Annotated in this window: 14 protein-coding genes; 2 read left to right on the plus strand and 12 right to left on the minus strand. The window is 41.1% G+C overall.

Annotated elements, in window-relative coordinates; all coding sequences use genetic code 11:
• Positions 1-3: 3 nt before the first annotated feature.
• The 4 genes from BMX50_RS32455 to mtaB are packed head-to-tail and all read right to left on the minus strand — an operon-like array spanning position 4 to position 3,759.
• The gene (locus BMX50_RS32455) at positions 4-795 is read right to left on the minus strand and encodes an inositol monophosphatase family protein (RefSeq protein WP_091221571.1); all 792 of its coding nucleotides are present in this window, start codon (positions 793-795) and stop codon (positions 4-6) included.
• Positions 761-1,249 (minus strand): GtrA family protein, encoded by a 489-nt coding sequence (locus tag BMX50_RS32460; protein WP_091221574.1) that lies wholly within the window; start codon positions 1,247-1,249, stop codon positions 761-763. The genes BMX50_RS32455 and BMX50_RS32460 overlap by 35 nt, the downstream gene beginning before the upstream one ends.
• Entirely contained in the window at positions 1,242-2,411 is a 1,170-nt protein-coding gene (locus BMX50_RS32465) for a prolipoprotein diacylglyceryl transferase (protein WP_091221579.1), read from the minus strand. Before BMX50_RS32465 ends, BMX50_RS32460 begins: the two co-directional genes overlap by 8 nt.
• Before the next feature lie 28 nt (positions 2,412-2,439).
• Complete coding sequence (gene mtaB, locus BMX50_RS32470) at positions 2,440-3,759, minus strand: tRNA (N(6)-L-threonylcarbamoyladenosine(37)-C(2))-methylthiotransferase MtaB (RefSeq protein ID WP_091221583.1); 1,320 nt, start codon at positions 3,757-3,759, stop codon at positions 2,440-2,442.
• Between the two features lie 386 nt (positions 3,760-4,145).
• On the opposite strand from mtaB, the gene BMX50_RS32475 reads away from it, so the two are divergent.
• A complete protein-coding gene (locus BMX50_RS32475; protein ID WP_091221586.1) occupies positions 4,146-4,754 on the plus strand; it encodes a hypothetical protein in 609 nt (202 codons plus the stop codon).
• Between the two features lie 4 nt (positions 4,755-4,758).
• The gene (locus BMX50_RS32480; RefSeq protein ID WP_143065324.1) at positions 4,759-5,865 is read left to right on the plus strand and encodes a hypothetical protein; all 1,107 of its coding nucleotides are present in this window, start codon (positions 4,759-4,761) and stop codon (positions 5,863-5,865) included.
• A 10-nt stretch (positions 5,866-5,875) separates the two neighbouring features.
• Here BMX50_RS32480 and BMX50_RS32485 read toward each other — a convergent pair whose 3' ends face one another.
• From BMX50_RS32485 to BMX50_RS32520, 8 genes are all read right to left on the minus strand, one after another.
• On the minus strand, positions 5,876-6,604 hold the full coding sequence (locus BMX50_RS32485) for a (Fe-S)-binding protein (protein ID WP_091221593.1): 729 nt from the start codon (positions 6,602-6,604) through the stop codon (positions 5,876-5,878).
• A 13-nt stretch (positions 6,605-6,617) separates the two neighbouring features.
• Positions 6,618-7,940: an MFS transporter gene (locus tag BMX50_RS32490; protein ID WP_091221597.1), complete on the minus strand. Its 1,323-nt coding sequence runs from the start codon at positions 7,938-7,940 to the stop codon at positions 6,618-6,620.
• Between the two features lie 60 nt (positions 7,941-8,000).
• Complete coding sequence (locus BMX50_RS32495) at positions 8,001-8,825, minus strand: tetratricopeptide repeat protein (RefSeq protein WP_143065325.1); 825 nt, start codon at positions 8,823-8,825, stop codon at positions 8,001-8,003.
• A gap of 110 nt (positions 8,826-8,935) precedes the next feature.
• On the minus strand, positions 8,936-9,268 hold the full coding sequence (locus BMX50_RS32500) for a YnfA family protein (protein ID WP_208864848.1): 333 nt from the start codon (positions 9,266-9,268) through the stop codon (positions 8,936-8,938).
• Between the two features lie 118 nt (positions 9,269-9,386).
• Positions 9,387-9,911, minus strand: a complete 525-nt coding sequence (locus tag BMX50_RS32505; RefSeq protein ID WP_091221608.1) for a DinB family protein — start codon at positions 9,909-9,911, stop codon at positions 9,387-9,389.
• Positions 9,912-9,991: 80 nt separating this feature from the next.
• A complete protein-coding gene (locus BMX50_RS32510; protein ID WP_091221612.1) occupies positions 9,992-10,339 on the minus strand; it encodes a hypothetical protein in 348 nt (115 codons plus the stop codon).
• Between the two features lie 41 nt (positions 10,340-10,380).
• Positions 10,381-11,709 carry an MFS transporter gene (locus BMX50_RS32515; RefSeq protein ID WP_091221616.1) on the minus strand — a complete coding sequence of 443 codons (1,329 nt, stop codon included), beginning with the start codon at positions 11,707-11,709 and terminating at the stop codon, positions 10,381-10,383.
• Positions 11,710-11,797: 88 nt separating this feature from the next.
• Positions 11,798-12,298, minus strand: a complete 501-nt coding sequence (locus tag BMX50_RS32520; RefSeq protein WP_091221621.1) for a hypothetical protein — start codon at positions 12,296-12,298, stop codon at positions 11,798-11,800.
• Between the last annotated feature and the right edge of the window lie 79 nt (positions 12,299-12,377).

Raw genomic sequence — 12,377 nt, forward strand, 5'->3', positions numbered from 1 at the left:
GTATTACTTAAAATACTTCCCTATCACCCCCAGCATCTCCCCTGTTATTTTCCCATTAGTTGCCAATAATTCACGGGTATCCAACACTTCTGAGCCGCCTTTAAAGTTCACGACCTCACCTCCGGCTTGTTTTACAATTACAATACCGGCGGCCACGTCCCATGCGTTAAGGTTATACTCATAAAAAGCATCAAAGCGTCCGCAAGCGGTATAAGCCAGGTCGACAGCGGCAGAACCTAAACGGCGCAAGCCATGGCTGCTGCGCATCAGCTCGGTAAACAATTCGATATAGGCTGCCTGCTTTGTAAAATCGTAATATGGAAAACCGGTTGCCAGTAAACTGGTACCAATCGTGCTGTTTTTACTTACGCTGATCTCTTTACCATTAAGGTATGCAGGCGCATCCTTCCATGCGTAAAAGCATTCATCAAGGTTTATTTCATAAACCACGCCGGCTATCAGCTCGTCGTATTCCTTCAATGCAATACTTACCGAAAAAGCGGGCACACCGTGGATGAAATTGGTTGTACCATCAAGTGGGTCGATAATCCAGTTATAGCGCTCGCCTATTTTGGTAGTTGTTTTTTCTTCAGTAATGAAACCGGCTTCAGGTAAAATTTTGCTCAGACCTTTTACAATGGTTTCTTCGGCGGTTTTATCAACGTATGATACCATATCGTTGAGGCCTTTATATTCTATCCTATCAGGATCAAACGCTTTACGCTCCTGCCTGATGAAATCACCTGCTTGTTTTGAAACTTCAATTACCTGGTTTATGATGTTCGCTGTTTGCATGGTTACGTTTTAATGATAGGCTGAATGAGAAAACTTTATGAATAAAAAAGCTGGCGAAAAACAGGCTTAGTGCCGCTGAGATCCGTGCTACGGTAGGGTTAAAACTGCACGCCTGGATCAATATTTTCACAACGGATAAATTGGCAAAGAACCCGATAACAGCTACCGTTACAAAGCGAAAAAACTGCTTACGCGGCGCCGATTTGGACTCATTAAATACCATGTAGCGGGTAATTAAAAAATTAACCACTACCCCCATAAAAAACGATAGCGCAAGCGAAACGGTATAATTACGAACGGTAAGCCCAAAAATATGGTAAGTATGCGCTGTAAGCAGATTGTGGTAAAAAAGGTAAAATGCCGAAACATCCACCAAAAAACCGGCCCCGGCCGAAAGCACAAATCTAAATACCTGGTTATCTACTAATTTACCTTTTGATTTATTATCAGCCATTTGTAGTACCCAGTGCTTTCTTTTCTTTGTTTAATCCTGTTACAATAAGTGTAATGCCACCTAAAACCATAATCACCGAAATCATTTCGGCTTGGGTAAATGAAACACCGGCAACAACATATTTAGTATTAACCCTGATAAGCTCGATAAAGAAACGTTCAAGGCCGGCTAATATCATATATACACCAAACAAAACGCCCGGAGCTTTAAAATTGTGCCTTATTTTCCATAATACAAAGAACAGTAATAAACAAATTACACTTTCGTAAAATGAGGTTGGGTAAACCGGATATTGCAATTCATGGCAAAACTTGCCCATACAGTTCATCATCTGTACGCCCTCGTCGTTTACGTTGTGCGGAAATTTAAAGCTCCACATCCAATCGGGCGCCCAGCTTAACCAATGTGGCTTTGGTGCCAGGTTAACTATACCCCAATCGCCGTCGCCGCTCATTTGGCATCCAATACGGCCTAAAGCGTAAGCCAGCATCATACCCGGACCACCAATATCAAGCATATTCAGCGGTTTAATACCGTGCTTGTTAGCTATGTAAAGTACCGCTGCACCACCGCATATCAAGCCTCCATAAAAGGTTAAACCACTAAAACCTATTAGCATGCCAACCGGGTCTTTCATAAAATCGCCCCAGTTTTCCAGTGCATTAAACAATTTTGCACCGGCAAAGCCAAATACTGCAGCCCATAATAATATGCTCCCTAACAATTCGTCGGGGTGTACATCAACATCTTTAGTCTCGGGTTTATCACGACGATGTTTTTGAGACTCATGCCAGGCCCAGTATGCAAAAGCTGCTGCTCCAAGTATGCCGCCTATCCAATTACCCCTTAAGGATAATAAAAAATCCTGTGGATTATCTATAAGCGCCTGGTAATTAAGGACACAATCAATAATCTTGTACCCCAAAACAAAACCAAAAACGCCGTTGCCAATAAGCTCAGTATTTGAAGCAGGTAAGCCTATAGTAATCCTCTTTTTAAAAGTATGAATAACGCCTAATGCCTCCTTGCGTTTAAACTCCTTGCCAAAAGCCCAGTAAGCGCCAACAAAAGCTATCGCAACAAAAAAGCCGAAAGTTTGAATGGGCAAAGGAAGATTAAAACCAAAAAGATATTTTAATAACGATGTGAGCGTTGGGAACATAGGTTGTAATTTAGGGCGAATATAGAATTTAATGCACTAATATTTCTTCGCCTTCTGTTATTTCAACATCACCGTCAGGTGAAATATTTGTTAGATGTACCGTTTTTAATTCGTTAACCAGCACAGGATCATACTTGGTACGTACTTTCACGTAATTGCGGGTGAAGCCATGCATAAAGCCATCTTTAATATCGCCCTCAAACAAAACTTCCTGACTTTTACCCAATTGACTTTCGTAAAAGGCACGGCGTTTTTTATCCGACAAGATATGCAGCATTTTGCTCCGCTCCCCTCGTGCAGAGCCCGGAACAGCGCCGGTCATTTGAGCAGCCAGGGTATTCTCCCTTTCCGAATAAGTAAATACGTGCAGGTATGAAATATTTAGCTCGTTCAGGAAATTATAAGTATCGATAAAGTCTTCTCTTGTTTCGCCGGGGAAACCAACAATAACATCTACACCGATACAGCAATCGGGCATCAGCTCCTTTATTTTGGCAACGCGGTTAACATAAAGATCGCGTTTGTAACGGCGGCGCATCAATCCCAGTATCTTATCCGAGCCAGACTGTAACGGAATATGAAAGTGCGGTACAAAACGTTTTGAAGATGCAACAAAAGCAATGATCTCGTCGGTAAGTAAATTGGGTTCGATAGATGAGATCCTGAAACGGTCTATCCCTTCTACCTCATCCAATGCTTTTATCAAATCAAAAAACTTGTCCTCACGCTGGCCATTACGAATGCCGAAATCGCCAAGGTTTACACCGGTAAGCACAATTTCTTTTACCCCTGATTCGGCAATTTGCTTTGCCTGCGCAACAACGTTTTCAATGGTATCGCTGCGGCTTGCTCCACGGGCCAACGGAATGGTACAAAAAGTACATGAATAATCGCAGCCGTCCTGCACTTTCAGGAAAGTACGGGTACGATCGCCAAAAGAATATGCGGGAACAAACTCATTGGCTTCAGACACAGGCTGATTGAGCACCAATGCCTTTGGCCTTTTGGTTAAGTCGGTAATATGATCAACTATCTGAAATTTTTCGGCAGCGCCAAGCACCATGTCAACGCCGGGAATTTCAGCAATTTCCTGTGGTTTTAGCTGCGCGTAACAACCTACTATAGTTACGTAGGCGTTAGGTGAAATTTTAAGCGCTTCCTTTACAATCTTCTTACACTTTTTATCGGCATTATCAGTTACCGAGCAGGTATTGATCACAAAAACATCCGGCGTTTCGGTAAAATTCACCGTATCATAACCGGCCTGGTTAAACAGCCGACCAATAGATGAGGTCTCTGAATAATTCAGCTTGCAGCCTAAAGTGTAAAAAGCGACTTTCTTGTTCATTTCAAACGGCAAAGATACAGTTTTTTATAAAATGTTAGCCCGGAGGATTTTTCATATCAGCGTAAAAGAACGAAATGTTAAAACAGGCAGAACCCGACTAGAAGTTTCAGTCAAATCGCTTTTAAAACGTATAACTGATACGGGGCTCCGATGGAGCCAATTTGCCACAGATCATCGTTTTGCTATAAACACGATACTCCTAACGGAGTCATACAATACCCCAGAGGGGTGACGTGTTTATAGCAGATCTTAAGTCAATTTTAAGGCTCCGTTAGGTGCCTCGTAGTTTAAGGCGATGCTCGGTATAACAATTTGACAATTTCATTTATCAATATCAAATCTGTAATTTCAAAGCGGTTTAACACATTCTAAAGGCCTTATCAATCATGATCATATACGGCACCAAAGCCAAACTCTTAAAATCCGAAATAACAAGCGACACCTGCCCAAACTGCAATACAGCCAACAGTATACAGATGAATGTATTTCAACGCTGGGCCCATATTTTCTGGATCCCTTTTTTCCCGATTGGCAAAACCGGCGTTTCGCAGTGCCTAAATTGTAAGCAGGTATTAAAACTTAAGGAAATGCCGGCATCGCTTAAATTAAGCTATGATAATGTAAAAGCCCAAACTACAATCCCCATCTGGACATTTGCAGGCTGTTTTTTGATAGTTATCGGTTCCATATTTTTTTATATCAGTGAAAAGCAGAAAACTAAAAAAGTTAACCAGTGGGTTTTATCACCGCAAAAGAACGACGTTTTTCATATCAAACTTAAAAACGATCATTATACCCTTTACAGGGTAAATAAAGTATCTGGCGATTCTGTTTACCTGGCCCTTAACAAATATGAAGTAGACCGAGAAGACGGGCTTGACGATGTTGCAGCAAAAGGCGATACCGCCTATGACAGCGCACAGCAAGGTATCGCCAAATCGTTCCTTGTGGAAATGGCCAAAGAAGGAACTATTTTGGATATTGAACGGAAGTAAGCTTATGACTGCCACACCCCGCTCCTATTGGTTTGCTAAGTTCTTCGAATGCGTGTATCTGCTCATAGCTATTTATGATTGCTTAATGATGATGTGGGGCACTTTGCTTTACAAGCTTTTTACTTCTTTTGGTGACGTTTCCTTCGCGAGGCTTTTTACCTGGATTATTATCGGGATGCTCATCTTTTCGGTGGTATATTCCATTTACTGGAATCAAAAAAGCAAAGAGGAAGGATTTAATTCAGAAATAAGGCACGCCTTTCTGCGTGGCGTTATGCGTTACTTTCTTGCCTTTCAAGTGTCGGCTTATGGTTTTGCCAAGATCCTGAAAACACAGTTTGGACACGTTTACATGAGAGATAATACCCCTGTTGGCAAGTTAAGCGGCTTTGACCTTACATGGAATTATTTTGGCCACTCCTATACTTTCGCGATTATACTGGGTTTACTTCAGATTGGCGGCAGTGTTATGCTTTTATTCAGGCGTACTACCTTGCTGGGCACTTGCTTATTATTACCCATAATGTTAAACATTGTACTGATCAATGTATTTTATGATATAGCCATAGGGGCATTCATAAACTCAATCATTATAACTACCGGCCTGTTATACCTTTTACTACTACGATGGCCGGATATTAAACCTGTTTTATTTAAAGAAGTAGTAAAATCACCTTTACGGTTAAGTTTTGCAAAACCAGTTTTAAAACTTTTGGTAATCGTCCTTGCTTTTTACAGCATTTACCGTTATGTAGTAGCCGTCCCCTCGTCGGCCTTCGCCGGAAAATGGAAAATTCAGCAATTTATTCGAAATGGCAAAACCATCGGTGAAAACGATTGGATGAATGGTGCCCAAAACTGGTGTTACATATATATTGAAGATGATGGCAGGATATCATTTTGCGCAAATCCTTACGTTTTTGAGGCTAACCGAGCATGGTTTGGTCGTTATAGTTATAATGCAAAACAAAAAACATTCGATGTACATTTTGATGGTGGCACAAATAATAATACCACAAGGGTAAAGATCAGCAACTACAACGGTAAACAAATGCAATGGGATACCAAAGTATATGATGATACCTTAAAATTGAAACTGGTTAAAGAATAAGGAGCTTTGGTTACACATTCCCCCAACCCAGCGCCAATACATCGGCAATGTGCATAGTTTGAATAGGTAAATTATTTTTATCGATATAACCCTGCATGTGCATTAAACATGATGAATCGGTAGATATAATGTATTCAGCACCTGCGTCAAGGGCATTATTTACCTTCTGTTGCGCCATCGCGGTTGAGATACCATCAAACTTAACAGCAAAGGTGCCACCAAAGCCGCAGCAGGTTTCGCCGTCTTTCAAGTCAATCAACTCAAGACCAAGCACTTTGGAGAGCAGCTGGCGAGGCTCATCTTTTATTTTACATTCGCGCAGGCCGGCGCAGCTATCATGATAAACTGCCTTACCATCAAGCTCGGCACCGAAATAATCAAATTCCAGGATATTTACTAAAAAATCGGATAGCTCGTAGATATTACCTTGAATGGCCCGGCATTTATTGTGTACCGCGGTATTGGTAAACAAGTCGTTATAATAGTTTTTCACCATACCGGTGCAAGAGGCCGATGGTGATACAATAACACTATCTTCCGAAAAATCGCTTAAAAACTTGCTTCCTACCTCTTTGGCGTCATCCCAAAAACCGGCATTAAAGGCCGGCTGACCGCAGCAGGTTTGTGCCGGATTATAACTAACCTTGCACCCTGCTTTCTCCAACAATTTTACGGTATTAAAAGCAGTTGCCGGAAACAACTGATCTATGAAACACGGTATAAACAACTCAACCTTCATCGGCACAAATTAGTTAACGGGTGCTAAAATCCAAATTTTTATTGACGTTTCGTTCGGCCCTCAGCAAAGAAAACAACAAAATTAAGCCAACAATGAAAAATACGCCCAATACCAAAACTGAATTTCGCGGGCTACCGGTTATTTCTTCAAAAAAGCCGAAGCTAAATACCCCACCTACAATAGCCAGCTTTTCGGTAACGTCATAAAAACTAAAAAAAGACGCTGTATCCGGGATGTTTTCGGGCAGGTATTTTGAATATGTTGAACGCGACATGGATTGAATACCGCCCATTACCAAGCCTACCACTACAGCTATAATGTAAAACTGTGTTTGCGTATAGGTAAAGTAAGCAGCTATACACACCCCAATCCAAAGGATTACTACACTTATTAAAACCCGCACGTTACCATATTTGCCAGACAGGCGCGACATCAGCGTTGCCCCAAAAATAGCCACCAGTTGAATAATTAAAATAATGGTTATCAACTGCGGAGTTTCCATTTTCAGTTCCTTTGCAGCAAAACCAGTTGCTACCAACATAATGGTCTGCACACCCATGGAATAAAAAAAGAACGACGGCAAAAACCTTTTTAGCAAAGGCATTTCTTTAACTTTTTTCCAAACATGCCCCAGCTCAATAAAACCACCTTTTATGATGTTATGACTATGGCTTACGGCGTTGGGACTCCCCTTAGGCAATACACTAAAAGGGATCATAGCAAAGCCTATCCACCATAAGCCTACCAGCAAAAATGATAAGCGAGGGGCAAAGGTTTTATCAACTATGCCAAACCACTCGCCCTTTAATACAAACAAAAAGCAGATAAGCTGCAGTAATACGCTGCCAATGTAACCATAGGTAAAACCTTTGGCACTTACATTATCCTGCATATCAACAGTAGCAATTTCGGGCAGATATGAATTGTAAAACACAAAACCTCCGCTATAACCGATAGCAGCGAGAGCAAAGCAGATTATGCCCATCTCCAGGTGATCTTTATCAAAATTGAACAACGCACAACAGGCCGCCGAACCAAGCAGCGTAAAAAACAACATGAAGATTTTTTTATTGCCCTTATAATCGGCGATAGACGATAATATGGGCAGCAGCAATACCATCACCAGGTAAGCAGCAGATAAGGCATAATCTGAAAGGGCAGTATTTACAAAGCTTTTCCCAAAAAAGTTAACCCTATCACCATTGGCATGATTGGTAGTGATGGCTACATAGTATGCCGGAAAAATTGTTGAAGTGATGACAAGGTTATACGCTGAGTTGGCCCAATCAAAGAAAGCCCAGGCGCGTATGGTTTTTTTGTTGTTTTTATTTTCCATTTGCTCACTAAATGTATGCAAATTTTAGAAACTGCAAAAAACGCCAATTAAATACATGCACTATCTTTCGCCAAGCATCTTTTTAATAGCCGCAGGCAAGTCCGTTTTATTATCTGCAACCAGCATAGCTCCCGCCCTTTCGGCTATTGATTTCTGCTTATTGCCGGCTACTTCAGTGGTTGGACCACTTATACCGCCAAAATATTTACCCATGTCCCAGTTTATTTTAAAATCAATTTTCCTGGTATCATTGGTGCCGGCTATTGAGCAAGTTAAAGCATCATAGGCAGATCCTTTTTTGTTGGCCAGGCTTTGCCCGGCTACCTGTAGGTTACGATCATTCACCCGCAAGTTTCTTACAATTAAATATTCCTCATCCACGTTATTTACAACGTATTCATCGCGCGGATCGATAGCAGAATATTTAGGATCGAGTTCATTGTTTTTGGTGTAATAAGCCCAAAGGCATGCATCCTTCAGGCCCGATTGCAACTCCTCCGAATCAGAAAATAGTTTGTAAGCATCCCATGCGGCAGCAAAAGCGTTTTCATAATCCTGTTTACTGATATAAGCGGCAATTAAACGCGAATAGCTAAACTCAGTAGTATGACTAACATTTCGGGTGTTTAACTCTACCGCCTTTTTAAGATACCAGATGGCCGAATCAGGCTTGTGTTCGTTTAAATAAATAACACCTAAAAAGTGATACGAGCCATGAAATGAAGGAGTTTTAGCAACCGCAGCCAGGAAGTTCAGTTTGGCGGCCGGTATATCTGTCTTGATTTGCTTCAGACCGTTTATAAATTCTTCGGATGGGGCCTGGCAAAAGCCTTTAATCGTAATCAGAAGGAAAAATGCGGCAATGATGAAAATTCTGGTATTCATGATGGGTTTAGATTTATTGGTACTAATATCAGTAAATAAGCTAAAAAAAGCTTCGCCCACCAAAAAATAAAAACAGATGTTATTTACCCGCTAAACAACTACAAGCTGATTTAATGACCGCGCGGTGCATAAACAATAATACAAGCACCTATCAGCGCAATCAAAGCACCGACAATATCATAACGATCGGGTTTAAACCCGTCTACTTTCCAGGCCCAGATCAGCGCCATAACAATAAAAATACCGCCATAAGCGGCGTATACCCGTCCAAAATTAGCCGTTTGCCATGTTGCCACTATACCATAAAGCGCCAGGATTATGCCACCCGCTATTCCGAACCAAAGTGGCTTACCCTCTTTTAGCCAAAGCCAAACCAAATAGCCGCCGCCTATTTCAAATAAGCCGGCCAGCAAAAACAAAGCAAAAGAGCGGATAATTGCCATTATTAAAATTTATGACTGATAACTATGCTAAAGATATAAAAATGGCTAAAAAGGCTTAAAGCAATCATAAAAAAGGCCTCCTTTAGTGGAGGCCCTTAAATACGCTTATAAATCGCATTTAACTTCTGTCATAAAATGCAGGTGGTTCAATTCCAAGCGAACGCAGGTAAACATAAGCCTGGCCACGGTGATGAATTTCATTGTCTATCAGGTACTGGATGATACTATTAGCAACACCTTCATATTGCCCGAAAGCTAAAACCGTTTCCTGAAAACGCTCTGGCAGGATCTGCGCCCAATAAGTAGTGATGGCTTCAGTAGCATCATCCCACAACCTTAACAGATCATTTTTTGAATGAGCTTCAACTTTCCCGGTATGATGATCAAGTCCTGCAATTGGGGTCCAGTCATCTGTTACAATACCTTTTACGCCCGGAGCCCCCATACTGATGATTTCTTTCACCATTTCCGAAAATGGGCGCATCCCTCCTATCGAATAATTAAAAAGTGCTTCCTGTGGAAAAGCTTCGATTAAGCGGCGGGTTACACGGCGCTGACCGAGCCAGCTTTGTAAAAATTGATCGGGTGTATAAACAGATGCTGCTGCAGTTTCTGTTGGTTGTTGAATGGTATTGGTTTCCATTGTATTGTTTTGTTTTTGATTACAATACAAAGTAACCACGCGGTGGTGACAGCCCTATGTCAGCAGGAAAAAAAGAAAAATCAACTATTTGTATTTTGGATAAATTCCACTACCTGTTGCTGCTCATATTGCGAAAGCGATCCCTCGGAATAATGCCATTTAGCGTTAGTATCGCTCTCAAACCTAATCTGTCCTAAATAATCGGGGTTCTTTTTATCATCAAGCAGCGGTTTACTTTCACCTATTTCGGGAGCTATTTCCTGAATTTCAAAAAGGATAGCTTCTCCGTCGTTACCACCCTTGTAAAGTTTGTACAAACCGGTGGCATTTAATTCATGATTTGTAGATTGATGCAGCACCGGCTCTATGATGATATTTCTTTGCACGCCGTTGTCGCCGGTTACGTTATGGTTAACTGTGTGGATCATGGCTTATGTTTTTATATAGTACAAGCCTGTGGTCAAATTGTTTAAGCTTCTACTTCAACACGCTGTTTACGGAGTTTATTTTCTGTAAACATCAGCACAATAAGCATAATTAAACCCAACACAAAAAAGCCATCGAGCGCAAGTGTCGAGTCGCGCATCTCATTAGTTACAGCTTCTACAAAGCCAAAACAAAATAAGCCTACCACAATCGACAGCTTCTCGGTAACATCATAAAAGCTGAAATAAGATGCCGTATCGGGAATATTTTCCGGAAGATATTTAGAGTAAGTTGAACGGGATAGCGATTGCACTCCGCCCATCACTATGCCGATAACCACCGCAGCAACATAAAACTGGGCGGAGTTGGTGATAAAATAGGCATACAAACAAATGGCCGACCATACCGCTACCAAACCTACCAACGTACGTACATTCCCAAATTTTTCGGATGATTTGGATGCAATCAACGCCCCGGGAACGGCAACAACCTGGATAATAAGAACAATAGAGATCAGCGCAGCATCGGGCATGTGCAGCTCCTTTGCCGCAAAATTAGCCGCAACCAGCATAATGGTTTGCACGCCTATGGAGTAAAGGAAAAACGAGGCGAGAAAACGTTTTAACAATGGCATATTCCGTACTTTTCCGAAAACCTTCGCCAGTTCTTTAAAACCACCAGTTATGACGTTATAATTATGCTTGCCGGCATTCGGCTGTCCCTTTGGCAGCAAGTGGAACGGGATAATGGAAAAACCTATCCACCATACAAAAACCATCAGGAACGAGATACGTGCAGGCAGCCAGTCATCAGTAATACCAAACCAATTTGGCTCAAGCACTACAATGAAGCACAACACCTGCACAACGATGCTGCCAACATAACCATAAATAAAGCCTTTGGCACTTACGGCATCCTGCTTATCGGGTGTTGCTATTTGAGGCAGGTATGAATTATAAAACACAAAACCACCGCAATAACCAATAGAAGCAAGACCAAAGCACAGCATCGGGATTTCCAATCCTACGCCGGGTTTAAAGAAAAATAAACCGGCACAGGCTAAACTGCCCAGCCAGGTAAACAATTGCAGGTATGATTTTTTATTGCCCCGATAATCGGCTATGGAAGTAAGGATTGGTAAAATAGCCGCAACCACGAGATAGGATAAACCAAGAATATAATTTGATAAAACAGTATTAACATACCTGTGCCCCAGGAAAGTTACCATTTGGGTGTTTTTTGAATTGAACTTGGTAACCTCCACAAAGTATGCGGGAAAAATGGTAGAGGTGATAACGATATTGTATGACTGATTGGCCCAGTCAAACATGCACCAGGCCCAAATGGTTTTCTTGTTATTTTTTGCTTCCATTGCGGGCTTAAAAGTATGGAAATTTAGGGGAGGATCATTACAGAAATGCTAAACAAATACGTTGAAATTATATAGGCGGGCAATAATGCTAACTATGTTTTGCCTGCAAATAAATTACGCTGAAGGTTATTATCCAAATCAATATCATTAATAAGATCCCCAAATTGAATTCTTTTTGCTTTTCAGGAGTGTCTATACAATTTTTGTATTCCCATTTAACGCCATATTTATCTTTAAGGATGTTTGCAATATGCTCTGCTAATTTGTAGCAACCCGTTTTGCGAAGATCGTTTAACTCTTCAAACACAACGAAACTGCATAGCAAATGAAGTTCGTCGCCATTCTTAATATAGATTTCCGACGATGTGATTGGGTTTTGTCCCCGAGTTATTCCCTGACTTGATGTTATAAGCACCTGACAACCTTTATTCACCGGGATTGTCTTGTTTTTTTTCATATCATGAAACACAATATTATCAGCATTCAATCGCAATCTGATTTCAAAACTCCGTTCTGAAGAATGAGAAGTGATTACCAATAGATTTGGCTCTTCTTCTCTGAAAAATAAACCGGCAAACCTTGTAAACATACAGCGAAAGTAAAAAACATAGTTTAGCTTTATTTTGATTTATTGTAGTTTTATCTGGCAAACCTTATCAATCAATAAA

Origin of the sequence: Mucilaginibacter gossypiicola (genome assembly GCF_900110105.1) — a bacterium.
Lineage (GTDB): Bacteria > Bacteroidota > Bacteroidia > Sphingobacteriales > Sphingobacteriaceae > Mucilaginibacter > Mucilaginibacter gossypiicola.

Coding starts and splice junctions, on each gene's coding strand:
- BMX50_RS32460 (WP_091221574.1), bottom strand. CDS start 1,249: ATGGCTGATAATAAATCAAAAGGTAAATTAGTAGATAACCAGGTATTT.
- BMX50_RS32480 (WP_143065324.1), top strand. CDS start 4,759: ATGACTGCCACACCCCGCTCCTATTGGTTTGCTAAGTTCTTCGAATGC.
- BMX50_RS32490 (WP_091221597.1), bottom strand. CDS start 7,940: ATGGAAAATAAAAACAACAAAAAAACCATACGCGCCTGGGCTTTCTTT.
- BMX50_RS32500 (WP_208864848.1), bottom strand. CDS start 9,268: ATGGCAATTATCCGCTCTTTTGCTTTGTTTTTGCTGGCCGGCTTATTT.
- BMX50_RS32455 (WP_091221571.1), bottom strand. CDS start 795: ATGCAAACAGCGAACATCATAAACCAGGTAATTGAAGTTTCAAAACAA.
- BMX50_RS32495 (WP_143065325.1), bottom strand. CDS start 8,825: ATGAATACCAGAATTTTCATCATTGCCGCATTTTTCCTTCTGATTACG.
- BMX50_RS32510 (WP_091221612.1), bottom strand. CDS start 10,339: ATGATCCACACAGTTAACCATAACGTAACCGGCGACAACGGCGTGCAA.
- BMX50_RS32505 (WP_091221608.1), bottom strand. CDS start 9,911: ATGGAAACCAATACCATTCAACAACCAACAGAAACTGCAGCAGCATCT.
- mtaB (WP_091221583.1), bottom strand. CDS start 3,759: ATGAACAAGAAAGTCGCTTTTTACACTTTAGGCTGCAAGCTGAATTAT.
- BMX50_RS32485 (WP_091221593.1), bottom strand. CDS start 6,604: ATGAAGGTTGAGTTGTTTATACCGTGTTTCATAGATCAGTTGTTTCCG.
- BMX50_RS32465 (WP_091221579.1), bottom strand. CDS start 2,411: ATGTTCCCAACGCTCACATCGTTATTAAAATATCTTTTTGGTTTTAAT.
- BMX50_RS32475 (WP_091221586.1), top strand. CDS start 4,146: ATGATCATATACGGCACCAAAGCCAAACTCTTAAAATCCGAAATAACA.
- BMX50_RS32515 (WP_091221616.1), bottom strand. CDS start 11,709: ATGGAAGCAAAAAATAACAAGAAAACCATTTGGGCCTGGTGCATGTTT.
- BMX50_RS32520 (WP_091221621.1), bottom strand. CDS start 12,298: ATGTTTACAAGGTTTGCCGGTTTATTTTTCAGAGAAGAAGAGCCAAAT.